This is a genomic window from Flavobacterium sp. AC274 (genome assembly GCF_979258275.1).
Genome location: NZ_OZ409852.1, coordinates 5,173,008 through 5,199,613, shown reverse-complemented (window position 1 = coordinate 5,199,613; position 26,606 = coordinate 5,173,008). Strand labels below are relative to the sequence as shown.

Below are 26,606 nucleotides of genomic sequence, written 5' to 3'. Positions count from 1 at the left end.
ATTTTATAAAAAACTCTTACTATATTTGTAGTAAGAGTTTTTTTTTGCCCCATCTTAATTAAAATTATTGATACCTGAAATTGGTTGGATTTTTTAATCCTTAATTCCCTTTTGGAGAAATTGTTAAATTTTATTGTTTTTTTATTTATGTAGGAAAAATAACAATAAAATATGTAATTTTACGTTTGAAATGTTTTAACGATATGATGATGGATATAAAGAAAATTTTAGTTGCTATTATATGGGTCTTTGGAAGTTTTGTTTCTAATGCACAGTCGAATTTGCTTAACGCAAAAACAGCTGATCAAATTGGGCAAAAAAGCCCTGCTCAGCTTATTTCAGACAATGACAAACCATTGTCATATGGTTATGTTGACGACAGGGATGTTTTAATGGGAAAGACAGTTTGGGAAATTATTGATTTAAACGAAAAAATCAACTTTCCATTATATTTTCCCGTAGATTCTGCTAATATTGGTCCAGACAGACGTTCCTTGTATGATGTTTTGACCAAAGCCATGAGAAATGGAAAAATAACAGAAGTGTATTCTGATAGTTATTTTAATACCAAAAAAACTTTAAAAGATATTCAAGGCTCATTATCTCGTGTTGACACAACAGATGCGGGTAGAGAACTGATTAATCAATATCCTGATGATTATAGGACACGGGTAGTAAAGAAAAAAGTAGTAACAGGAACTGGTAAAAAGAAAGTCGTAACGTATGTTGATCAAACTATAGGGCCAACAAGAACGGTTCCTGCTGAATATATCTTAAGACAAGATCTTACAGCAGCAGATGTTACGCAATATAAAATTAAAGGATATTGGTATTTTGACAAACGTCAAAGTGAGTTAAAATATCGTTTATTAGGTATTTGCCCTGTAACTCCGGACGTTTATACCATGAATAGTGACGAAAAGGATTATATTGAATTATTTTGGGTTTTCTTCCCAGATGCACGGGTTGCATTGCATGAAGCAAAAGCTTTTAATGATGCTAATTCGGCTGTACCAATTTCTTTTGATCAGATATTGAATTCAAGGCGATTTAATGCAGTTATCTATAAAGAAGAAAATATGTATGGAGATCGTGAGATCAAACAATATATAAGAGATGATGCTCAAAGTCAATTGTTTGAATCTGAAAGAGTAAAAGAGAAAATCCGTAATTTTGAGCAAGATATGTGGAACTACTAGGTCTCTATATGCATTATAACAAAAACTCTTAGTACTTTTGTATTAAGAGTTTTTTTCTTTTACCTATTACAATATGTTTGATTATTTAATTGTCGGATCTGGATTAGCCGGAATTTCATTTGCTGAAATAGCCCTTAAAAACAATAAATCTATTTTAGTAATGGATAATAATAAATCGCAAGCTTCTTCAAGAGTTGCTGGTGGTTTGTATAATCCGGTTATTTTAAAACGTTTCAGTGAAGTTTGGAATGCAGAAGAACAATTGACTTTAATGGACGAATTTTACAATGATATTGAAAGAAAGCTACAAACGAAATTTAATTTCAGGCTTCCTATTTTAAGGAAGTTTTTTCGATTGAAGAGCAAAATAACTGGTTTGCTGCTTCGGATAAAAAAATCTGGCACCTTTTTTATCTACAAAAATAATTTCTAAAAAATATAGTGGTATTGACTCTCCATACGATTATGGAGAAGTATTGCATACAGGATATGTAGATACGGCATTATTATTAGATACCTATAAGAAATACTTACAAGAAAATAATCTATTAGTTGAGGAATCTTTTGACTCTCTCTACGTTGAATTTTTTGATTACGGAATTCAATACAAAAATATAAAAGCCCGCAATATTATTTTTGCAGAAGGCTTTGGATTACATAAAAACGCTTTTTTAATTACTTGCCTTTGGATGGAACAAAAGGTGAACTACTTGTTATAAAAGCACCCGATTTGGACCTTAATGTTATTGTAAATACCAGTGTATTTATATTGCCAATGGGTAATGACTTGTTTAAAGTAGGAGCAACTTATAATTGGCAGGACAAAACCGATTTACCAACTGAAGAAGGAAAACAGGAACTTATTGATCGTATTAAAGAAATTCTGATGTGTGATTTTGAAATCATACAGCATTTTGGTGGAGTTCGACCAACGGTTAAAGACAGAAGACCTTTGATTGGAACACATCATGAACGTAAATCGCTGCATATTCTTAACGGATTAGGAACGCGCGGCGTAATGCTTGGACCTGCTATGGCAAAAGCTTTATTTGATAATATTGAAAATGATATTCCTTTAAGTCCTGAAATCGATATTAAAAGATTTCATAAAAAATATTTGAAAACGCTTATTTATGACCGGCCTTAGGATCGTACGAAACAAACATATTAATGTATAAGTTTCTTGAAAGCCTTAAAACAAATGGAAATAGAACAACTAATGAGATGACTATAGCCAAAAATGATTGTTCTATAGTAACTCCAAAAAACACAAATGAAACAATAAAAGCCGCAATTCCCACAGCAACATTCAATCCGTAACTTACATACATTGCACCGTAAAAAAACGATGGTTCAATCTGATATTTTAATCCACAATTACTACAATGATCGTTCATTTTTAGAACTTTAGTCAAATGAAGCGGATTTTTGTCTAAATACATACTTTCTTTTTGACATTTTGGACAACTTCCTGTTAAAATACTATTTAGTTTGGATCCTTTTTTTAACATTTGCAAAAAATTAATATTCCCCATTGATTTGGGAATGTAAATTTACAAAATCAATTAGTTATAAAATAACAATACATGCTTAATATACATAATTTATCGGTTTCTTTCGGAGGTACTTATTTGTTTGAAGAAGTAACTTTTCGGTTAGGTGCCGGTGATCGGGTAGGACTTGTTGGAAAAAATGGTGCAGGAAAATCTACCATGCTTAAAATGTTAGCAGGAGATTTTGCTCCTGACTCTGGAGTTATTTCTCAGGAGAAAGATATCAGGATGGGGTTTTTACGTCAGGATATCGATTTTGAACAAGGAAGAACCGTTCTCGAAGAAGCTTACGAAGCTTTTACAGAGATAAAAATTGTTGAAAAGAAACTGGAACAAATTAATCATCAACTGGTTACCAGAACCGATTATGAAAGTGAAGAATACAGCCAGATCATCGAAGATTTATCAGACTACACACACCGTTTTGAGCTTTTAGGAGGTTATAACTATGTAGGAGATACAGAAAAAATTCTTTTAGGATTAGGTTTCAAAAGAGAAGTTTTTAACAACCAAACTGAAACATTTTCAGGAGGTTGGAGAATGCGTATCGAATTAGCAAAATTATTATTGCAATCAAATGATGTATTGCTTCTGGATGAGCCAACCAATCACTTAGATATCGAAAGTATCATTTGGTTAGAAGGTTTCCTTCGCAATTATCCTGGCGTTGTGGTTATTGTATCACACGATAAAATGTTTTTGGATAATGTTACGAATCGTACGATCGAAATTTCATTAGGAAAAGCATACGATTTTAACAAGCCTTATTCTCAATATTTAGAATTGCGTCATGAAATTCGTGAGAAACAATTAGCTACTCAAAAAAATCAGGCTAAGAAAATTGAAGAAACAGAAAAATTAATCGAGAAATTCCGTGCAAAAGCCTCAAAAGCTTCAATGGCGCAATCATTGATAAAAAAATTAGATAAAGTAGAAAGAATTGAAGTTGATGAAGACGATAATTCTGTAATGAATATATCTTTTCCGGTTTCAAAAGAACCTGGAAGAGTGGTTGTTGAAGCTGAACATGTAACTAAAGCTTACGGCGATAAAGTTATTTTAAAAGATATCGATTTATTGGTAGAACGAGGAAGCAAAATTGCTTTTGTTGGTCAAAATGGACAAGGAAAGTCAACCTTCATTAAAGCTATTGTAAATGAGTTTGAATATCAGGGAAACATCAAATTAGGCCACAATGTTCAATTAGGTTATTTTGCTCAAAATCAGGCAGAATATCTTGATGGCGAAATTACATTGCTACAAACAATGGAAGATGCAGCAATGGACACCAACAGATCTAAAGTGCGTGATATGTTAGGTTCGTTTTTATTCCGTGGCGATGATGTCGAGAAAAAAGTAAAAGTACTTTCAGGAGGCGAGCGTAACCGTTTGGCGCTTTGTAAGTTATTATTGCAGCCAATCAATGTTTTGCTGATGGATGAGCCTACGAACCACTTAGATATCAAATCTAAAAACGTTTTAAAAGCTGCCTTGCAAAAATTTGGAGGAACTTTATTATTGGTTTCTCACGATAGAGATTTTCTGCAAGGAATGTCGAACATTGTTTATGAATTTAAAGATCAAAAGATAAAAGAATATTTAGGTGATATCAACTATTTCTTAGAACAGCGCAATCTTGAAAACATGCGCGAAGTCGAGAAAAAAGACGTTGCTAAAGCGGCAGCTCCAAAAGAAACCAATAAAGCTTCATACGAAGACCAGAAAAAAGGAAAAGCACTTCAAAACAAATTAAGCAAAGTAGAAAGTCAAATCAAACAATTAGAAAAAGACATTCAGCACGACGATAAATTGCTGGCTTCTAATTACGACAAACATATCGAAGACGCTTCGTTTTTTACAGCATACAATAAAAAGAAAAAAGACCTTGACCAATTACTTTTAGACTGGGAAGTGGTTCAGGAAGAGATTGATAATTTTAATGCTTAATTAATTTTCAGTCTCAGTTTCAGTTTTCAGTTTTTTGAAATGAGATTTCATTATATAAACCTTTATTGAAGTTTTGAACTTTGATAAAGGTTTTTTTATGATTTTCAGGAGCTAATCCAGCTTTCCGTTACATCCCGATAGCTATCGGGACGCTAAAAAAACTATTTTTCTAAGCCATAAAACGAGCTTCCGCTGGTCGCTGTTTTCCGGCAAGAAAAATTAGTTTTTTTAGCTCTGGGCTTTTCACTTCAATCTGGGCTAATTGAGTCACAGTTTTCAGTTGCAGTTTTCAGGTTTTAAGTTTGATGTTGAATTTGCATGTCACAATAAGAACTTGAAACCTGAAACCTGAAACCTGAAACCTGAAACAAATTAAACTCACTTAATAATCCCAATACATTTTGAGTGCATAATTGCTTCGCTGCTATCTTTAAAATAACAAACTGAAACTTCTAGATTTTCTAAATTTTTCAAAATAGTCTTCGTAGCTTCTTTTTTACGTTTGCCGGTTTGTCTAATATAAACCGCTTTTACCGTTACGGGAAATATTTTGCAAATGCGCTCATATAAAATCGGATCATGTTGCGAATCGTCTCCCAATAAAACATATTTAAGATTGGGGTAAAACTCTAAAACATGTTTTATTTTATCAAATTTATGATCGTGGTTTCCTCTTCCACTCATAAAAAAATCTGTAACGCCGCGTTTAATATCTTTCAATAAAATAACAGCTCTTGGTAATTGATGTATTTTGGTGAATCTTGTAATAAATTGATACAAATTCCATTCACTGCTCGAAATATAAAAAAAGGCATTTTGCTCGTCTTTATTATTTCTTCCGGCTGAGCTTAAGGCTTGATAATGTGGGACAACATCTTTAAATACTTTTCTATCATTTACATTTTTAAACAAAAGAATATATATTTTTTTGAATATATTTTGTGTGTGTGAAATTAAAAAAGTATCATCAATATCAGATATAATCCCTAAGTTTCCATCGTGAGGATGAATAAAACTTCCTTTTGCTGTTATAATTTCTGATTTATACTTTATAAGCACTTCATATTCCATCCATCCAAAGTCAATTTTTTTTTCTATCGGAATACAAAATTTAAAATAACCATCGTCTAATGTTTTTGAATGTATTTCCTGATTGTCGAATTTTAAATAAACATCATGATTTTTAATGGTTTTTATTCTGAACTGATTGATTATTGATTTGGCATTTTTCAGGTTTTTTTTCTGAAAATCGTACTCATAAGTCCTTTTAAAAACGTGCCCCATTACAATTAATTCTTGTTCATTAGCATAACCGCGATATAATTGTAGGATTGGTTTCATTAATTGTGTATTTTTATGTAGACTGTAAATTAATTATTTTAATCGGTTTAAAAAATAAAATTTTGAAAAAGAATATCATATTTGTTGTAAACCCAATTTCGGGAGATCTGGATAAAACAGATTTAATAGAAGCCGTACAAGAGTTTGCAACTACAAATTATTTTGATCTTGAAGTTTATGAAACTACAGGCAAAAGCGATTTAAGACAAATACAATCACTTTATGATCAATATAAGCCAGAACGAATTATTGTTGCCGGAGGTGACGGGACCATAAAAATGGTTGCCGAAGCGATGGAAGATCACGATATTATCATTGGAATTTTGCCTGCAGGATCTGCAAATGGCCTGTCTGTTGATTTAAGTTTGCCGACAACGATCGAGGAAAACCTAAAAATTGCCTTTCTCAATCATTATATCGAAATGGATATGATTTGTATTAACGGCAAAAAAAGTATCCATTTAAGCGATATTGGAATCAATGCTGACTTGGTAAAAAATTATGAACAAAGTAATCTACGCGGAATTTGGGGTTATGCGTTGCAAGCCTACACAACTTTAGTTGAATCTGCCGCACCTTTTGTAGCAACGATTACCACGAATAAGGAAACAGTGGAACATACAGCCAGAATTATTGTAATTGCCAATTCGCAGAAATACGGAACAGGCGTTACGATCAATCCAAATGGCGCTATGAACGATGGCAGATTTGAATTGGTGATTTTAAAAAGTCTGGATGTATTATTGCTCGGAAAAATTATTACCGGAAATATGCCTCTGGATTCAGATGATGTGGTAATTATCTCGACAGATAAAGCGACTATAAAAACGGATTATCCGGTTAATTTTCAAATTGATGGAGAATATTGCGGTGCTCAAACCGATTTAGAAATTCATATTTTACACAAACAAATGAAAATTGCGGTTCCTTAACTAATTTCTTTATAGGGATTTCGCTCTTTCCAATCGGTTTTTGGTTCTAAATAATCGAATAATTTACCAATGTTTTTATTAATTAACGCATTAGTATGTGTAATTAAGCCGTACATTTTTAATGGTTTTGCACCAACAGAACTTTTTATTTCAAGCGCTGTTCGTGCAAAAACTATTTCGGTAAAACCCTGATTGATAGAATAGGCAATCATGTCGTAAAGCATATTAAGATACAGCATTTTTTCGCGTTGAATACTTTCGTCGTAGCCCAGGAAATAAGTGTCCATTACAGTTCCGTTTTTGATTAAAGTATTAAAACCGATTAGTTTTCCGTCTAAAAAATAACCGTAAAAAAGAAAATTCTCTTTCATGATTTCCTTAAAAGTGCTGAAATGATTTTTAGCCAGAAAGAAAGTATTGAAAGGTGCATTTTTGGCGACATGGGAGTAAAGATCATAAATCACATTTTCATGTTTGATAATCTCTTCCAAAGGCATTTTCCTTTTTTCGATGCCGTCCATTTTTTACGGGCGCGCTTATATTGATCCCGATATTTTTTAGACAAAGCATCAATATAATCTTGTTCTGATTTCCAGTTTTTATTGATTTCAAAAATCATATTAGGCTGAGTTGAAAATGTAAAATTATTTTTAAATTCAGCTTTTAATGGTTCTATTTCACTTTCGGTAAAATCTTTTATGCTGGTAATATGCACTTTTTTGCCAATTGACTTAAGTTCTTTTTTAAGTTCGTTAATGGCTTTATGGAGTGTTTTAATAATTTTAGACTGATTTACATTTTCGACAAATGAAAATGCATTTTGGCCAGTCAGCATATTGTTGCCAATAAATAAAACATGTGATGCAAATTTTTTGAAGGCAAAATTGCGTACAGATGTTTTTAAACATTGGTCACGTTCGCCAAAAGATTCCAGTTTTTCTGTAAACAGAAATTGGGTTAAAGCAATTCCAACTAATTTTTCGCTTTTAAAAATTCCGATAAAATGGCAAATCATATTTACCGGAGAAGATTTTTCGAGCACTTCGAGGTATTCCCGAGTTAAGAAAATGTTTTTAGTTGCAAGCGAATTCCATTCTAAGGGTAGTAATGATGCGCTTTTATATATTTGAAAAGAATAAGTTGTATTCAAGAGTAATTGCTAATTTGTTCAAAATTAGATAATATTTATAATAACAGGACTTGTTTAAGTTATTATTAAGAAAAACCCGTTTAAGATTTACTTTAAACGGGTTTTGATTTTTATATTTTTAAGCAAATGCACAAATAATACCCCCCATTAAAGTTAGTGTAACAAGCCAGTATCCGGCATGAATAAAAATGTATTTCCATGATTTTCTTTCAAACAATCCATTAATTCCAATTACTGGAAAAGCAAAAAACAGACCGGATATAAACCCATGAAGTGCTCCATGTTTAAAAGTACGATAAGCCATTCCGTAATCTGTCATAAATGCTTGAAATGATGGTTTTGCGCTATCTATCATTGGTGGTCCGCCAACCATTCCAATAGCTCCAGACTGGTGAATTGTTAATGACATAAGTGTCATTGTAATCATAACAGAGAAAACATAGGTTAACCCAAAAATTTTGAGCATGTTTCCTGTTCGAAGTTCTTCTTGTGTCAAATTATTTTCTTTCATCCAGATCGTTCCAAAAACTTTTGGATTGTACCAAATAAAACCAACTACAAGCGTTACAATTGCAGCTAATAATAATGCGATAAAGTTAATTTCCATAATATGAGGTTTTTATAATTAGTTGGTCAAATTTAATTAAAATTTAATTTATTTCTGAATATTTAAAAAAGTAGTAAAAATACGATTAAATGTTTACTTATTAACAGTTTATCTACACAATATGTTTTTTATCTGTAAAAAGTATATTTTTACACGCAGAAACAAACCCCAAATTTTGTTATGAAAAGCTTAGCCCCAATTTTTCTAGCTTTTATATTTTCATTGAATATTTATGCAGATACTGTTTCAGAAAAAGAGAAAAATGCCTTAATTAAATTTTATAATGCGACAAATGGGAAGCATTGGAAAATAAAATGGGATTTATCCACTTCTGTTTTAGATTGGTATGGTGTTCAGGTTGAAAATGGAAAAGTAATTGCACTGAATTTATCTGATAATAATTTGCAGGGAGAACTTCCTTCTGAATTTTTTAATTTGGTATTTTTAAAAGGCATCGATTTGCATCAAAATAATCTTAAAGGGTCATTGTCAAATGCAATCGAAAACCTGAAAGAACTTGAAATTTTGAATATTTCTGATAATAAATTAACCGGATCTTTACCGAAATCTATTTGCGAATTAAAAAAACTTAAAGATTTAGAACTTTTTAAAAATAAAATTTCAGGAGAATTACCATTGGAAATCGGACAGTTAGCACAATTGGAAATTCTTGCTTTGTTTAATAATGAAATTAAAGGCGATTTACCTGGTTCATTATATAAAATTTCTACTTTAAAAGTATTACTTTTGAATAATAATAAACTTACAGGAATTTTGAATCCTGAAATTATAAATTTTCATGCTTTGCAGAATTTAAGTTTATTTGATAATAATTTGGAAGGTGAAATTCCTGTTGGACTTGAAAAATTACATAATTTAACTGAATTGAATTTGTCTAATAATAAATTTAAAGGAACTGTTTCTAAGAACTTAGCCGTATTAGATGTTTTAAATATGACTATGCTTGACGAAAACGGAAATCCTGTTTTACTAGAAATTAATACTGAAAAAGAAACTACAATTGTTACCCAAAATTAATCGTGCTTATGAATGAATTTTACTCTCGTTAACAAGTTGATTAAATATATTTAGTTAATTGTTGAAACCGTAACTCTCGTTACGGTTTTTTTTGCCGTATTTTTTGATATTTGATTATTAGAGTAACAGTGATATTTAAATAATCTTATTTATTGTAAAACTTTGGACTTTTGTAAAAGAAACTATTCAGAATATTGCATTACATAATGAAGAGGAAACACCTTTATTTGCTATTAATATCGAACGTAAAGCAATTGCCGATATTTGGAATTAAATTATTATTAAGTCTTAAATAAAAAATTCTTGAAATGGAATTTATAGTAACTTTGCCGTAAATTGATATTTAAGAATCAGTTTGTGAAACAACTTATTTTTTTCATAACTTTATATTGAATACGATCTGAAGTGAAGAAAAACTAATTTTAAAACTCTAAATACTAAAATTATGGTAATACAGTATCAAGGTGAACAATACGGAAAATCGACCACATTTACGATAAGAATTATTGGAAACAATCTTTCTAAAAGTAGTTCAAATTACCAAATTGATTTGTTGGTAGGTGACAAACAATTGCCAACTTTTACAACATCAATTCACCAAAGTTTGTCAAATTGTTTAAAAGAAATCTATTTATTCAGAAAACATAACGGAATTACATTTAATGCTTCTTCAGAAAAAATTGCATCACTTTTAGTGCCATATGATCAGGTTTTATATAATTATAATAAATATGCCTTGTTTATGGCTTAGGCTTTAGAATTAATAAAATAAATAAAGACTGTTCAATTTCTGGGCAGTCTTTTTTTATCTGAAATTCACCGTTAAACGCATTGCATAATTTCATTCAATTTTTGATATAATAAAATAATATAGGTATTTTCTTGGTTTTAATGATTAATATTTAAATTAATGTTCTATTTACCCTAATTTATTGTTTTTTTTAGTAAACAGCTGTTTGCTAGTTAATATAAAACATTATTTTTGCCTTTTTTAACATGGAAATAATTACACATTAATGTCAAAAAGCAAGCTTCTTTTTTTATTCATATTATTTGTATCCTTATCGTATTCTCAGACCAAAAAAGCTACTGTAATGGTCAATGCCAGAGCTCAAAAAGATAAAATTTTGATTCGTTGGGCAATAAACTCTCCAAGTGAATGGCAAAAAGCAAATAAAAAAGGATTTGTAATTACAAGGACAACTATATTGAGGGATGGTGTTGTTTTGCCAAAACCCGAAAAAATACTACTTACTCCAAAACCATTAGTGCCTGAGCCTTTAGATTCCTGGCTTGATTTAGTACAAAAAGATAATAATATAGCTATTATAGCTCAATCTATTTATGGGGAAAGTTTTGAAGTAAGTGCAGCTAAAGAAGGAGATTTGTCCAAAATAGTAAATATGGCCGATGAACTGGATCAGCGATATACTTTTGCTTTATATGCAGCCGATATGAGCTTTGAAGGTGCATTAAAGGCAGGTTGGGGATTTGTAGATACCAATGTAAAGAAAAATGAAGTTTATGCTTATCAGGTAAGTGTTTTTGAAAGTCCAAAAGTCAAGGAGTCATCTTATATGATAGGTCTGAAAGATTATACTGCTTTACCTGCCCCTACTGATTTTATTGCAATTCCTGACGACAAAAAAGTAATGCTTTCGTGGGATTATGAAACTTTTAAAAGAATTTACACTTCTTTTATGGTAGAGAAATCTTCAGACGGAGTCAATTTTAGCCCCATCGCTACTACGCCTTTAGTAAACCTGAACGATAAAGATGAACATCCTTCAAAATCGATGTATTATATTGATACGCTTAGCGTAAACGACAAAATATATCAATATAGGTTATATGGTATAACTTCATTTGGAGAAAAAGGAGAATTGACAAAACCTATTACTGCAAAAGGGGTGGCTGCTATAGTTACTCCGGCAAGGCTTGTAGATTATAATATTGTTAACTCAAACGAGGTTAATTTAGAATGGGATTACCCTAAAGATTCTGAAGGTTTTATTCAGGGTTATGAAATCAATTTAGCCAATAATGACAAAGGTCCGTATAAAGTAGTTTCTAAAATAATTCCTCCTTCGGAGAGAAAACTCAATTTTAAGGAGAATTTATATCCGTCCAATTATTTTACCATTTCTGTTGTTGGTAAAAACAACCAGCGTTTGACTTCTCAAAGTATGTTGGTTCAGCCCGTAGATTCTATACCTCCTGCAAAACCAATAGGATTAGAAGGTGTAATAGATAGCCTTGGAGTGGTGAGACTGAAATGGAAAGCCAATCTGGAAAAAGATTTAAGAGGTTATCGAATTTTAAAAGCCAATAATCCAGATGAAGAATTTGTAGATATTTATCACAAATCGTATGTGGGTAATGATTACAAAGACAGCGTAAGTCTTAAAATGACGAACAGCAAAGTCTATTATAGGATTGCTGCAGAAGACATGCGATTTAATATTTCAGATCCATCTGATGTTTTGGTGTTGGATAAACCCGATAAAATTCCCCCAGCGGCTCCGATTTTTAAGGATTATGATAATAAAGATGGCAAAGTACATTTAAAATGGATACGCAGTTATAGTGAAGATGTAGTAGGATATAGTCTTAGAAGGAGAGAGAAAGGACAGGAAAAATGGTTGGAGATTAAACAGATAAATGATACCATTCAGGAATTTACAGATGACAGGGTAGAAAATAGAAAAACATACCAGTACGCTATTCTGGCAAAAGATAAAAGTAATCTTTGGTCGTCATTAGATCATTCTGTAATAACTGTAAATGTATTAAACTTTACTCCTGTTAAGGTAATTACATTTTTGCAGGGATTACCAGATAGAGAAAATAAAAAGATAGTATTAAGCTGGGATTATGCAAAAAATAAAGGCAAAGTCCTGGGATTAAGTATTTACAAAAATGTAAAAGGAACTCCGCCAACTTTATGGAAGGAATTAAACGCAAACGTTTTTACTTTAGAAGATAAAAATTTAAAAATTAATCAGGAATACGAATATCATTTGATTCCTAATCTGGAAAGCGATAGCCCTGCAAAGGCTGAAATCTTAACAGTTATATATTAAGCCTATGAAGAAGTTTTACTTATTGATGTTTTTATTGGTTTCGGGGTTTAGTTTTGCTCAGGTAAATTACACTATAAAAATCACTAATCTTACCTATAGAATAAATAATGGGGTTAAAAACAGGACCAGTTCAAATATTAGAATAACAGTTCGTTATCAAAACGGAACTAGTGCTAATGCATATGCAAGAGATATTAATAATAATGGTGATAATGAAAACAACCTCAATTTACAGGCTTTAACAAGCCTATCTAAACCTGTATCGATAGAGTGTTATGCTTTTGTCAATTTTAGATCTGGTACTGATGCTAATAGTACTAAATCTGTGAATGTAAATACATATTGTCCAAGTGGTTATTTTGATCAAAGTTATTCTCCCAGAATGACGCATATTACTTTTAATTACTCTATTGAAGCTAAAATAAATGTAACGCAGCCCACAGATAATATTTTACCAACACACTCAAAAAAAACAATAGTAGCTTCTTCAGGTTATGATGCGGCCTATTATAAGTGGCAATATACTTTATTACCTAATCCGACAGCAAATCAATGGATAGATTTAACACAATATAATAACGCTCCAAGTATTAATGTAGATGCAATTGATATTTTGGGTGCAAACGGAGCAGCTGCTAATATTGGAAAAAACATTTATTTTAGAATAAAACCCTGTACTACAACACCGGGTTTAAGCGGTATAGCGATTTATTCTATTCGGTTATCTGCACCACAAGTTCTTACATCGGCAGCGGTTCCGCCAACTTGTAGTGATAGTGAAGACGGATCAATAAAACTTGGATTTAGCAGGACTTTACTAAATGGAGAACAATTAAGATATACATTATTAGATGTTGGATCAGGTACTCCAAGTGATTATAATGGGGATTTATTAATTGATGCGAGCAAAAACTTTAATATTACAGGTTTACGTGCAGGTACTTATATATTGCAGCTGATTGGTTTTAAAAACGGATTGAATACTTCTGTAGATGCGGATTTATATGATTTGAAAACTTTTACAATAACATCACCTCCTATATTAGACTTTGCATTAGACGCTACAGATATTCAATGTAACGGAGGGAAAGACGGGACAATAATCATTACACCAACCGGAGGAACCCGCACCTCACCGGGTAATGATTACTATTCATTAGATAATGGAGTAAATTGGATTTCTTTTCCAAATAATAAGCCGTACACAATTACAGGTTTGCCACTTGGCACCTACAAGATAAAAGTAAAAGATATGAATGGCTGTATTGCTAAAATTCAAAAAGTAGTAAACGGCAAAATTGAACTTGGAGATGATAAAGTACTTGAAAAAACCATATCACAGCCAGTATCACCTTTATCGTTAAGTTATACTTTGAAAAAGGATCCGACTTTTAAAGGTGCAGCTAACGGAAAAATTGTGGCTGCCATAAGCGGCGGTACAATAAAAGATGATAAAACATACAACTTTGAGTGGAGGAATATCGCTGGAGATCTTTTGCCAGCCACGGACCAGTACAATTCGGCAGATAAAACGTATAATATTACATTAGACAATGTTCCGGACGGAGAATATAAACTAACTGTAAAAGACAAAAATTACAATACTGCAATAAATAAAGCAGGCTGTTCTGTTATCGAATCATCACAGACATTAACTGAGCCGGGTAAAATTGTAATAACAATAACAGAAACCCATCCAATTTCGTGTAACAGTGAGAATTCCGATTCAGAAGCGGAAAAATTTTCAGACGGAATTTTTACGGCAACAGTTGTTGGAGGAATCAAATTTACAGGATCAGCAAATAATGGTTTGCCATACAAATATACCTGGTCCAAATACAATAATGTAACCAATTTGTGGGAGGAATTAACAGGGGAGAAAACGGCATCTATAGAAGGTATTTCGCAAGGAAACTATTCATTAAATGTTGAAGATGCCAATGGAATAGTACAAGGTGATTACAGCACTACGGATTTAATAACGGCAATTCCAACAACAAAAAGTATTATAGAGCCTACAAAACTTGAATTGTCTTTTAATTCAGGAAATGTTTCCTGTTTTGAGGGCAACAATGGCTGGGCTGAAGCGATTGTAACCGGCGGAACGGGTTCTTATAAATTTACCTGGTATAATACTGGTGGAGGAATTATTGATAAAAATAAAGTATCTCAATTAACAAAAGGTGAATATTTTGTTGAGGTTACAGATGGTAATGATTGCTTTATAAAAGGCAGTGTTGTAATTGGCGAACCAACCTCTCAGGTAGCAATTGAGTACTATGAAATTTTTACCCCTACATTCTTTGGAGCAACAAACGGAAGAATTGTAGCCAAAATAACAGGCGGAACACCAAATGATAATGAACCACTGTATAATTATGAGTGGAAAAATGCAGCAGGAGCACTACAAACCACAACTGCAGCCGTAGAAAATGGAATCTATACCATTACTTTAAACGGAGTTCCTGCGGATGATTATTTTTTAACTGTAAAAGATAAAAATTATAATGAAGGAACGAATCAAATTGTTAATTGTTCAGTAATAGAATCGAAAGTAACGCTTAATGAGCCTGATCCTTTAAAAGTTGTTTTTGAAATTATTCGTGATATTTCTTGTAATACAAGTAACGAATTTGGTAATAATACAGATACTGCACCACAAGATGGGCAGCGTGATGAGTCACAGGATGGTATTTTAATGGCCCATGTAACTGGTGGAACTCCATTGGCAACTTCTGTAAATAATGGTCTTCCGTATTATTTTTACTGGAAAAAACAAGAAATTGATGGTTCATGGACAGCTTTGCCTAATATTAAGGGAGAAACGGCAACGAATCTTTCCCATGGAAATTATGCATTAAACATAAAAGACAGAAACGGGATCATGCTTGGAACTTATGTCAATAACCAGCTTACGCAGGAAATTGATGTAACCCAACTTATGCAGGAACCTCCAAAATTATCGGTAACTATTACACATGGAGATGTTTATTGTAATGGAGGAAATGACGGCTGGGCAACGGCAAATCCTGTAGGAGGAACACCTCCGTATGATTATAAATGGTCTAACGGAGTAGAAGATAAAGAAAATGTCGTTTTGAAGAAAGGTGATTATTGGGTGTTTATTACAGATGCAAAAGGATGTACAACTCAGGCAGATGTAAAAATTACAGAGCCATTGAGTCCTCTTTCTATCAAATATACTGAAATTCTTAACCCTAGTTTTTATAAGGCTACTAATGGAAAGATTGTTGTAGAAATTACCGGAGGCACTATTTTCTTAGACAATACCTATTGGTTTGAGTGGAAAAACAGTAAAGGAATATTACAAACTGCCACTACAACCAGTTTTAATAATGGTATTTACACGATCTCATTAAACGGTCTTGGCGAGGAAACCTATAGTTTAACGGTTCGTGATCGTAATTATGATGCTGCAACAAATAAAATAAGTTGTACGGTGGCAAACTCGGTTATAAGTTTAGATGATCCGGATCCGCTTGAAGTTACTTTTGAAATAGTTCGTACTATTTCCTGTAATGTGAGTAATGAATTTGGAAACGAGACTGATTTTAATCCACAGGATGGTCAAAGAGATGAGTCACAAGACGGAATTTTAACAGCTCACGTTAAAGGTGGAATTCAGTTGAAACCAAATCAAAATAACGGATTACTTTATTACTATACCTGGAAAAAACAGCAGAAAGACGGTTCGTGGATACTTTGGAATGATCATGACGAAACAGTAGAAAATATTTCAGATGGAACTTATGCTCTTAATATTGAAGATGCTAATGGAATAAAATTGGGTACTTATGTAAATAATGTTTTAGTAAAAGAAATAGATGTTACACAGTTTATGCCGGAACCTGCAAAACTGAATCTGACTTTTACAAAATTGAATGCAAGCTGTAATAATGGAGATGACGGATGGGCAGAAGTACATGTAACAGGCGGAACCGCTCCCTACACATATGAGTGGACAAACGGAGATACAACAGCAAAAATAGAGAACATTACAACCAATAATTATTTTGTAATGATAACCGATGCAAAAGGCTGTACTATTCAGGGAAGTATTTTTGTGGGTGATCCCAAAGGAATACTTACCACTGAAACAGTTAAAAACCCTACTTGTTATACCGGCAATAATGGATCAATCCAGCTGAATGTTACAGGAGGAAATTTACCTTACAGCTATTTATGGAGCACAGGAGAAACCACAAAAGACCTTAATAATCTTGCAGCAGGAAATTATGAAGTAGCCATTACATGTCCGGACTGTTGCGTGTATAAAAAGAGATTTGTTCTAAAAGATCCAAATCAAATTGTTGTTGATTTAGGAAAAGACAGAACGCTTTGTAATGATCAGGTTTTAGATTTAGACGCTACAATTGCAGATACAAATGCAAAATACAACTGGACTTCTACAAATGGGTTTACATCAAATGATGCAAAAGTAACGCTGTCAAAAGTAGGAACCTATACTGTAAAAGTAACTACAGCTTTAGGTTGCATTAGCGAGGATGAAATTGTAATAAAAACAAGTCAGGCAATTATTAGTTCAGAGTTTTTATTGAGTTCACAAGCCTATTTAGATGAGGAAGTAATCTTAGTGAATACCAGTAATCCTTTTGGAGAAAGCACCAAATGGGTAATTCCTGACGGAGTAAAAATTGTAGAGCAAAAGGAAAAATACATAACCCTTAAGTTTGATGCAACAGGCGTCTATGCCATTGGTTTAGAGCAAACGCAAGGAGAATGTTACGCAACATTCAGTAAAAATATTACCGTTGAAAAACGAAGTGGTTTGCCAGATACAGGTACTACATCGCAATTTATTGTAGATTTTATTGTAACTCCAAATCCAAGTAATGGTAATTTCAAAGCGCTTGTAACTTTAGAAAATATTAGTGCTGTAAATTTAAGGTTATTTGCTACGACGGGACAAAATACGATGATTCAAAAAAATGATTCAGGAAAGAAAAAATATGAAATAGATTTTGAGACGTCATTAGAATCCGGAATGTATATTCTGGTATTAGAAACGGGACAACAAACATTGGTTAAAAAAATTATCATCTATTAAAAAAATGAAAAACCTTTTCAATAACATACATTTATTTGTTCTCTTTCTGTTTTTTAGCGTAACCGGATATGCACAGTTATATCCCGTGCAGTTAACACCTGTTTTTAATAGTCCGTATAGCGTCAAAATTTCAGATTATGCTACTAGTATGGATACTAAAATGCAGTTGCTGATAAATCCTACCGATATTTCTATATCGCAAAGGCAGGTACGTTTAAAATTATACATACAAGGCAATGGGCTTAATGTACAGAGTAGTGATTTTATACAAGGACAGCGACCAATTTTTATAAATGGAGGTGAATTACAAACGCTGACCAATACCGATATTGCTGCACTTTTTAGATTAGAAAATCTACAGGGAATTTCTCCGGCTCAATATGCTAATCCGTTGCCGGATGGAATGTACAATTTTTGTTTTGAGATGTACGATTTTGTAACCAACCAAAAGATCTCACAGAAAAGTTGTGCCAGTTTATACCTGATCTTAAATGATCCGCCATTATTAAATACACCACAAAAAAACGAGCAAATTGCGTCGACAGAATTTCCGAATATTTTATTTACCTGGACACCACGTCAGATAAATGCAACCAATATATCGTATAAGTTCGAGTTAAAGCAGCTTATCGATCCAACGTTAGATCCTCAAATTGGGTTTCAAATGTCTCCCATTTTATACGAGGAAACACTTTTCGGAACCGCTTTGTTGTATAATTTAAGCATGCCAATTCTTACTCCAGGCCTGCGATATGCATGGCGAGTGAGAGCTATATCGACTACCGGACTTTCAGAAAATGCCGTTTTTAAAAATGATGGCTATAGCGAGATATATTCCTTTAAATATACTGCTTCCTGTGCAGCTCCAACATTTTTATTAAGTGAATCTCAGAGTTCTAAAAGTGTAAAAATCACTTGGGAAGGAATACCGGAGCATACCCGTTATCAGGTACAATACAAAAAACAGGATGTTCGCAACGCACAATGGTTTTCATCAAACAGTCTAAATAAACAAACATTAATCACCAATTTAGAACCAGGTGTTACGTATCAGTTTAGAGTAGGCTCAAGTTGTGATCCTATAAGCGAAGGCGTTCAGTCATTTACGTATTCAGGAATAAACACTTTTACAACACCTACTGAAACTAGCGGAGTTCCGGCATATAATTGTGGTATTGTTCCTCAAATTAATATTCAGAATCAAAAACCGCTTACGAATTTAATTCAGAGCGAAACTTTTAAAGCGGGAGATTTTCCGGTTACAATTTTAGAGCTTCAGGGAGAAAACAGTCCATATTCTGGTAAAGGATATATTATTGTGCCTTATTTGGCCGATACTAAAATTGCAGTTGAGTTTAAGGATATTGTCATTAATACAGATTATCAATTAATCAGTGGTGTTGTTGAGACAAGTTATAATGCTGATTGGAAAAATATTGCCGATGTAGAAGATTTTACTGGTGAGGGTCAGGGCGGTCAAATAGAAGAAACTGTTCCGTTTGAAGTAAAAGATATCGTTATCAATCCTAATGGAGATATTCTTGTAAATGGTACAAATGGAGAACAGGTAACTATTCCCGGAGGAAAAGATACTATAATTACAGATTCTAAAGGGAATACCTATAATGTAGACAAAGATGGAAACGGAAGTAATGAACCTATAGCTGCAGCTGCAGGAGGAAAACCAACTCCGGAAAATACAGATGGAGTTGATAAAAGCGGTCAGGCGACAGCATTTACCGCCAAAGGAATTTCTATTGCATTTTCTGGCAATGGCAGTAAATATGCTTTTGATGTAATGCCTGATAATGCATCTGCGGCTTTACAAAAGTTATACAAAAAAGTTGGTGACGTAGCGCTTCCTTACAAAGCAGTTTTAAATGGCGATTCAGATACGTTGCTAGGTACTGTAACCGTTACAGATACCAATGTAAAATTGGACAGTATTGTTTTTAAAACTCAAAATGGTGCTAAAATCGACTTTAAAAGAAATGATAAAGTTTTTGTAATAACGGTAAAAGGAACCCTGAGTTATGCTGAACAACAAATATTAGCTACCATAAAAGAGGGGGAAAAATGGAAAGTTATCGGCGCTTTTATGCTTGTAGATATTTCTCCAAAAAATGTTAATGTTGCATTAGTTCCTACAGATGAAGTTTCAGAAAAGAAACTGGATCAAGTTATTGCCAATACTCAGGCAATTTATAATAAAGTAGGGATTAAAATAAACTTTACAAAAGAGAAAGTATTAAACATAAACAGTGTAGTTTCAGGAAATACGATTCAGACAGAGAAAAACACACTTACATCAACCTATAGTGCAGATCAACAAAGCATAAACAGTTTGTACCAAAGCACAGAATCAAGTTATGTGCTTTTTGTAACAGATAAAACTTCAAGTACTGGGCAACAAGGATACATGCGTTTGAATGGACAGTTTGGTTATGTATTTAAAACTGGATTAGATAAAACTCCCGCACACGAATTAGGTCATGGTATTTTTAAGTTAGAACATCCATTTGAGATTTACAAAACGTCTGAATCAAGTACAGATTTGTTAATGGATTATAGCTCAGGAACAGTTTTAAATCATCAGGATTGGAAACAAATTAATGACCCTGTGTTTAAGTTGTATGCGTTTCAGAGTCAGGCTAGTGGGGAGTTTGCTAATTACGTAATAACCCCTGATTACAAAATTGCAAGTTTACCTTCGCCTAATAGCTTGATATATGATGCTTGTAATTTTGATAACACAAAAAAAGGATTAATATATGGGTTTAGTGAAAATGGAAAAGTTTATTGTTGGAAAAATGATGCTTATTATGAGAGGAATACCACTATAAAATATTCGGGTGAGTTAAAATATATCAGTAATCCAAAAGATAATGATAAAATCACTTTATTCTTCGATATAGAAAGACCTTGTCCATCAAAAGAATTAACAATTACTTACTCGCAAATAAAAAACAAACTTAATAGTACTGATTTAAACAAGTTTATAGAAGAAAATTCTAGCAATGCGAAAAATGTTCCATGTGGTAATGATAAAGACGCATTTACATCTAGTTTTTTTGATATTGCAAGTATGGACGTACCTCCAGGAGTCAAAGTTGATAGAATTGAAGGAGGAAAATTTTCTTTGGAACAAATTCAGAAAACAATATCGCAGGTAAATAAATTAATTTTAAAAAATAATTCTGGTTACGGTTATAATACTGAAATGACCAATGGGGATCTGGGAAATATATCAGTAGATGAAAACATTCCTGCAGGAGGAGATAAATTAAACAGATTAGACCATAGTCTTGTTTATTTATCTGAATTTTCAAAACAGAAGAATAATCCAGTAAATATTTATGTTGTTTATACAAAAGTTAATTATTTAATTAGTGGTAATTGGAACGAATTTACTAAACAAGTTTACGAAGCAAGTAATTTAAAAGATAAAAATGCAGTATTAATTACTGTTCCTTACTTTAATCTTGAAAAGGGCATTGGTATCATAGATTTTTCTGTAGATCACTTTATGCCGGGATTGTATGCAAAAGGAGTTGATGTAAAAACAGACGCTATTGCTAAAATTAAAGCTAATAATACAGCTAAAGTTAAAGGAGGAAATGGAGCAGCTGCAGCAGGTACATATGAATCTATTGTTAGTACACAAGTAGAAGAATTTATTGGTCAAGTGTATAAGCATACTTATAAGCCATCAATTATTTATTTAGGACTAAGATATGCAGATGGAACTATAGCGGTAGATAAGATTGAAAATAAGGAATATAAATCAGGATATAATTTTGTAAAAACAGTATTGCTTAAACAAAATACATATTTTGATCAGATTGCTAATTTACCTATTCCTCAGCTTGTTTATAGTATTACTCCTGGAAGTGGAGCCATAAATCCTTTTTATGAAGAAGAAATTCTAAAGTATGAAATGGATAAAGCCGGACTTTTGGATAAAGCAAATTCTAGTGATAATTTAGAAGATTGGATTGATTTTGAAAACTCAATAGACTTTAAAGAAAAACAGCTGGACGAGCTTACAGCAAATAAATATATTACTGGATATGCTTTTAAAGGTGGATTTTCACAATGGACAAAAGATCTTTCTATAGTCTTTGGTGGCACAAGTGAAACTCCTCCAATTTATGAATTTAGCAATGTGTACAACAAAGATAAATGGAGTACACTTGATCCTATAGTATATGGTACTATTGATGTTGCTTCTATTGCTGCTTCTTTTGTAGGGGCTGATGCAATTCCAGAAGCAATAGGACTCATGTATGCAGTGGGTAGAAAAGATGCACTTAGTACAGCTCTTTATACTTCTGCTATTGTATTGCCTGTTATTGCGTCTGGAGAGTTAAGAGCAGGACAAAAATTTGCAAGTAAACTTACTAAAGATTCGAAAATATTCTTTAGAGGATTTATTTATACTTTAAACGCTGAAGGAAAACTCTCCAAAGTATCGACATCCTATACGAGAGGTAGATTACTTGAATTCTTTAAATTATCGGATAAATCAGTTACAACTGCGGAGCTGGATGCGTTTGCAGCTGCTTTTAAGGAAGGTAAAATTGCTAATGCTGATATAAAAGGAATTTTAAACGAAACGGATGATATTGCTAGGACTATTAAATTCAAAGAAATTAATACATTACCAACAAAGTTAGTTGAAGGAAAAAATATTTTTAGAGGTTTTGCTATAGATTACTCTAAAGCTAAAACTACTTTTAAGCAATATAGAGAAGGAAAAATATATGAATTAAGAAAGAAATATTCAGGAAGTGAATTAATAGAAGAAATTCAAAAATTTGATAAAAGAAATTTAGCTTATTTTGATGGAAAGATTAGTAATTTAAAATTAGACCCTTTAGAAATAAAAATTAGTGGAAATAAATATGAAGGTGAAACTATTTTTGATGCATATAAAGTAGATGGAAGTGGAAATATTGGGACTGAAGGTGCCTGGAGTAGAGAATTTGACACAGAGTATGTTGGATTAAGTGAAATCGCTAATAAGTTGGGTGGCAAAAAAGGAAAAGTTTTTCCAAAAATTAAAGGTGAAATGACTATAGCATCTGAATTACCTTATTGCGTTTCTTGCCAAGGCGTTATTCAAGATTTTGCAGATATGTTTCCAAATATAAAGATTTACTTAGTTGATGGTATTAAAACAATAAAATGATGAGTTATATAGATAAGAGTACAATTCCTTTTTGCCATGTACAAGAAAAAAATTTGATTGGGGAGAACCTTATACAACATACAATCCAATTTTTAAAATAAGCCCAATAAGTGAAGAATTTTCACTAGAAGATTCTATCATAATACTTGGAGAAAACAATTTTAAAAATCAGTTACTATTATTACATAACGCAATAAATAATTATGAAGAGTTTGATAGGATAGAGAATTATTATGGAGAAACGTTTAATAGAGAAAAAATCTTGAAATTGATTGATTTTTATATAAAAAAGAATGAAGATTATCTTGCTCCATGGGAAAAGTATAATAATGGCGTAATGGAATTTGATTATATAGATATAATGGAAAGTGAGACAAAAAAGAAAATAAATTATTGTAAATATTAATATAAAAAAATCCCTCAGCTCTCGCGAGCATCTTGCTCGTGATAGAAAGGATTTAGTTCATGCTAAATAAAAAATAATATATGTTCATTGAAATTTAGTCTTTAAAGTTTTTCAGCAAATGCTAAATTCCATTCATAATAATCCAATCGAAACAGTTTTTGTTACCAATCTGGCAAATTGAAAAACATAGTTTAGCAAGAAATTGAGGAGACAATGATCAGACTAGTTAGAGTAATAAATTGATTAGACTGTGTGCACGAGCAAGACGCTCGCGTCAGCAGGTGAAGCCGTTAAGGAATTGCACGTTGAAAATGGTCAAGGGAGATTTATAATCAAAAATACAGAGTGGTAATGAAAAGATTTGATATCAAAGTAGATAAGTCGTCAGATTATTGGTGTGATTTTGAAGGAGAACTATGTGTTTATTATAACTATACATGGAATGAAGAATCTTTTTTAAATGATCGAATAAATTTTATTAAAAAATATATAGAGCTTACTGAAAAATATAAAATAGCAGTTCCTATTAATAGTTTTGATGTATTAGATTTAGAAACTACTTCTTTATATCGTTTATATAAAAAGGATAGTAATTATTATTTTCCATCTTATTTATTTCTTAATTCAAATGATAAAGTTGCTCAAAAGATAGTTTCTATCGATCCATTAATTACGTTGGAAAACAGTAAGACAAAATTTTCTTCACATGGTTCTATTCCAATAAGAATTGAATTAATAATGCGAGAGTATGAGACAGAATTAATATGTTACATAGATAATGATATATTCAATTTATGGATTGATAATAAAAAAACAAAAAGAGATCCCAATATAGGAGGTAAGGGTTTTTGGGTTGATAATTCTGAATTGGCCTATTTAAATACCCCAAGGCTAAATAGTTTTTTAAGAGATTTAAAAAAACTATGTTTTGATTATGGGGCAAATAAATTTGAATTTGAAAATTTAGGTTTGAATGACTTTTCAGAAGATGGTGTTTTATTTGATAGAGAGGTTATTTATTATGAAGATACAGTAGGATTATTAATGCCTCATCAAAAAATTGTTAAATAGCAAATTAAGTATTTTACTGTGAGTTTTGAAAAAGAATTGAATTTTCTAGAGAAAAATGAAAATCAAGATAAATTAATTAATAATAAAATTAGAAGTACTGTTTCCGAAATTAATGATTTAAAAGAGAGTTATCCAAATTTACCTAATGATTTTTTTGATTATTTATTAGAAGTAGGTTCTGGGAATATAATGGAATCACAGTTTAAGGTAATGAATGTCTTATTTGATTTTAATGATTTAGGATTGGAAGGCATCTATTATTTACCTGATAATATTAAGTTGTTTGGTGATAATTATTCAGGTGATTTTGCTGGGTTTGATATATTAAGTAATAAAGATGAAGTTATTGAGTTTTGGCACGATTCAAATGAGCTTCACTATACAGGAAAAACATTTAGAAAGTATATCAGAGAGAAAATATTGATGGAGGAGATTTAGGTGATATATGAGAGGGTTCACGAGCAAGATGCTCGTGTCAGCAGGGGACTTACGAAATTTTGGAAAACACGAAAGTATTAAAGACCAAAATGAATACAGGATTTTTACAGTATATAACGGATAAATTACAGCATAATATCAAAATGATTTCAGAAGATGTAGCACACTAAAAAAAGTATGGATAGTTTAATTTTAGAGAAAATAGATAATGTAATTCAAGGGGTAAAAGATAAATACGATTCACAAGGTATTACAGCTGCAGATATGTTTATTATTATGTCATTTGAAATTATAAGATGTGAAATTGCTTTAAAAAAAGTAAGTTCAAATTCAGTTTCTGCTATCATAGAAATTGCTTCTACAACATCTCACTTTTATTATTTTAGAGATTTTAATGCATTATATAAGGATATACAAGATGTTTATATTGAAATATGTAAAATCGATAATAGATTTAATAATGCTGATTTTAGTGGAGATGTTAATTTTGAATTAGAAAGTTGGACAAAACATGTATCTGATGCTTCAAGTAATTTATTGAAAGGGCTTCCAATGTCATATTTCACAAAATAAAGTATTAAAGAATGGGCTCACAATATTTAGTATTCAATAAAGATAATAGACTAGTGTCTTCATTAGATTCAAGACAGCTATTTAGTAAATATTCTAATCTTGAAATAAATTCTAATCTAAAAAAAGATATAAAATTAAGAATTAATTCAAAAAAAGATTTACGAAGTCGAGAGACTTCGCACAGCAGGGTTATGAAAAAAGAGCTGTGAATGTAGTAGAATATACAGTAAAGTATTTAGGAGAACACGGAATTCCTCCTTCACGGATAAAAGTTACAAGAACTGACAGAGTAATTGTTAAACAATTTTCTTCAGCTAGTGGAGCTGTATCCTTGCCGAGTTCTTTAACAACTATTGAAGCATTTGTTATAACAATAAATTAATAAATTATGTTAAGTTACATTTTACAAATATTTTTTTACTTTCTATTGTCTACATTTCATATAGAAGCAAATCTTACCTGTTGTTTAATTATTTCATAGGCTTAATCTTGCTTTTGTATTTTGTAGATTTAAATTTCCGTGGGGAGTCTAGGTCATTAATGTTTGAAACCGTAATGCTTGTATATATTGTACCATCATATACGGTTCTATTCGTTTCTTCTTTATCTATATATTTTGACGAAACAAACTCTAAAGAATATCATTTTTTTATACCAATATTTTTTTATTGTGCTATGATTATTTTAGAGTTATTTTATTTTAAGATGAAAGAAGCATTCAGTTTTATTTATCTTCCAATTTTTGTAGCTTTTTTTCCGCTATATAGTTTGAAATATTATCGAAAATATATAAAAGGAGAAAATAGTTAATGTTTGAGAATGTAGACGATTAGAGCTTGATGGTAATCCCCGCTTGCGCGTGCATCTTTCTCGTCAAGACAAAGTAAGACATAAATTATAAAAAGCGTTCATTAAAATAAAATAAATACAATTTTGTAATAGATTGGAGAGGAAATGAAGTGGGAGACTTCGAACAGAAAGGATTATT

Annotated in this window: 15 protein-coding genes and 2 pseudogenes; 13 read left to right on the top strand and 4 right to left on the bottom strand. The window is 31.7% G+C overall.

The features are described 5' to 3' along the window. Positions 1 to 209 precede the first annotated feature (209 nt). Positions 210 to 1,199 (top strand): type IX secretion system ring subunit PorN/GldN, encoded by a 990-nt coding sequence (gene porN / locus ACZZZT_RS23415; RefSeq protein ID WP_463462491.1) that lies wholly within the window; start codon positions 210 to 212, stop codon positions 1,197 to 1,199. A gap of 73 nt (positions 1,200 to 1,272) precedes the next feature. Further along, positions 1,273 to 2,346, top strand: a pseudogene (locus tag ACZZZT_RS23410) (NAD(P)/FAD-dependent oxidoreductase). Here the strand turns inward: ACZZZT_RS23410 and ACZZZT_RS23405 are convergent. Then, positions 2,327 to 2,710, bottom strand: coding sequence for a DUF983 domain-containing protein (locus ACZZZT_RS23405; RefSeq protein WP_463462132.1), 384 nt, complete (start codon positions 2,708 to 2,710; stop codon positions 2,327 to 2,329). The pseudogene ACZZZT_RS23410 and the gene ACZZZT_RS23405 sit on opposite strands and share 20 nt — an antisense overlap. A 75-nt stretch (positions 2,711 to 2,785) precedes the next feature. Here ACZZZT_RS23405 and ACZZZT_RS23400 point away from each other — a divergent pair, with 75 nt between their 5' ends. Next, complete coding sequence (locus tag ACZZZT_RS23400) at positions 2,786 to 4,699, top strand: ABC-F family ATP-binding cassette domain-containing protein (protein ID WP_042563881.1); 1,914 nt, start codon at positions 2,786 to 2,788, stop codon at positions 4,697 to 4,699. A 378-nt stretch (positions 4,700 to 5,077) separates the two neighbouring features. On the opposite strand, the gene ACZZZT_RS23395 is transcribed toward ACZZZT_RS23400, so the two are convergent. Next, positions 5,078 to 6,040, bottom strand: a complete 963-nt coding sequence (locus tag ACZZZT_RS23395; RefSeq protein WP_463462131.1) for an App1 family protein — start codon at positions 6,038 to 6,040, stop codon at positions 5,078 to 5,080. A 62-nt stretch (positions 6,041 to 6,102) separates the two neighbouring features. Here ACZZZT_RS23395 and ACZZZT_RS23390 point away from each other — a divergent pair, with 62 nt between their 5' ends. Beyond that, entirely contained in the window at positions 6,103 to 6,972 is an 870-nt protein-coding gene (locus ACZZZT_RS23390) for a diacylglycerol/lipid kinase family protein (RefSeq protein ID WP_463462130.1), read from the top strand. Here ACZZZT_RS23390 and ACZZZT_RS23385 read toward each other — a convergent pair. Further along, a pseudogene (locus ACZZZT_RS23385) lies at positions 6,969 to 8,122 on the bottom strand (peptidogalycan biosysnthesis protein). The gene ACZZZT_RS23390 and the pseudogene ACZZZT_RS23385 sit on opposite strands and share 4 nt — an antisense overlap. Positions 8,123 to 8,240: 118 nt before the next feature. Then, a complete protein-coding gene (locus ACZZZT_RS23380; RefSeq protein ID WP_042563884.1) occupies positions 8,241 to 8,729 on the bottom strand; it encodes a DUF1761 domain-containing protein in 489 nt (162 codons plus the stop codon). Positions 8,730 to 8,909: 180 nt separating this feature from the next. Between ACZZZT_RS23380 and ACZZZT_RS23375 the strand changes: the two genes are divergently transcribed. The 9 genes from ACZZZT_RS23375 (at position 8,910) to ACZZZT_RS23335 (ending at position 25,618) form a co-directional block, all read left to right on the top strand. After that, complete coding sequence (locus ACZZZT_RS23375) at positions 8,910 to 9,767, top strand: leucine-rich repeat domain-containing protein (protein WP_463462129.1); 858 nt, start codon at positions 8,910 to 8,912, stop codon at positions 9,765 to 9,767. Between the two features lie 445 nt (positions 9,768 to 10,212). Continuing rightward, entirely contained in the window at positions 10,213 to 10,518 is a 306-nt protein-coding gene (locus tag ACZZZT_RS23370; protein WP_302094777.1) for a hypothetical protein, read from the top strand. Positions 10,519 to 10,861: 343 nt separating this feature from the next. Continuing rightward, positions 10,862 to 12,850 carry a fibronectin type III domain-containing protein gene (locus tag ACZZZT_RS23365; protein ID WP_463462128.1) on the top strand — a complete coding sequence of 663 codons (1,989 nt, stop codon included), beginning with the start codon at positions 10,862 to 10,864 and terminating at the stop codon, positions 12,848 to 12,850. A gap of 4 nt (positions 12,851 to 12,854) precedes the next feature. Further along, positions 12,855 to 17,939, top strand: coding sequence for a T9SS type A sorting domain-containing protein (locus tag ACZZZT_RS23360; protein ID WP_463462127.1), 5,085 nt, complete (start codon positions 12,855 to 12,857; stop codon positions 17,937 to 17,939). 4 nt (positions 17,940 to 17,943) lie between these two features. Continuing rightward, positions 17,944 to 23,130: a deaminase domain-containing protein gene (locus ACZZZT_RS23355; protein ID WP_463462126.1), complete on the top strand. Its 5,187-nt coding sequence runs from the start codon at positions 17,944 to 17,946 to the stop codon at positions 23,128 to 23,130. Between the two features lie 31 nt (positions 23,131 to 23,161). Next, entirely contained in the window at positions 23,162 to 23,536 is a 375-nt protein-coding gene (locus tag ACZZZT_RS23350; RefSeq protein WP_463462125.1) for a hypothetical protein, read from the top strand. Positions 23,537 to 23,887: 351 nt separating this feature from the next. Beyond that, positions 23,888 to 24,607 carry a hypothetical protein gene (locus ACZZZT_RS23345; protein WP_463462124.1) on the top strand — a complete coding sequence of 240 codons (720 nt, stop codon included), beginning with the start codon at positions 23,888 to 23,890 and terminating at the stop codon, positions 24,605 to 24,607. Positions 24,608 to 24,625: 18 nt separating this feature from the next. Beyond that, positions 24,626 to 25,045: an SMI1/KNR4 family protein gene (locus tag ACZZZT_RS23340; protein WP_463462123.1), complete on the top strand. Its 420-nt coding sequence runs from the start codon at positions 24,626 to 24,628 to the stop codon at positions 25,043 to 25,045. 177 nt (positions 25,046 to 25,222) lie between these two features. Next, positions 25,223 to 25,618, top strand: coding sequence for a hypothetical protein (locus ACZZZT_RS23335; RefSeq protein ID WP_463462122.1), 396 nt, complete (start codon positions 25,223 to 25,225; stop codon positions 25,616 to 25,618). Positions 25,619 to 26,606: the final 988 nt, after the last annotated feature.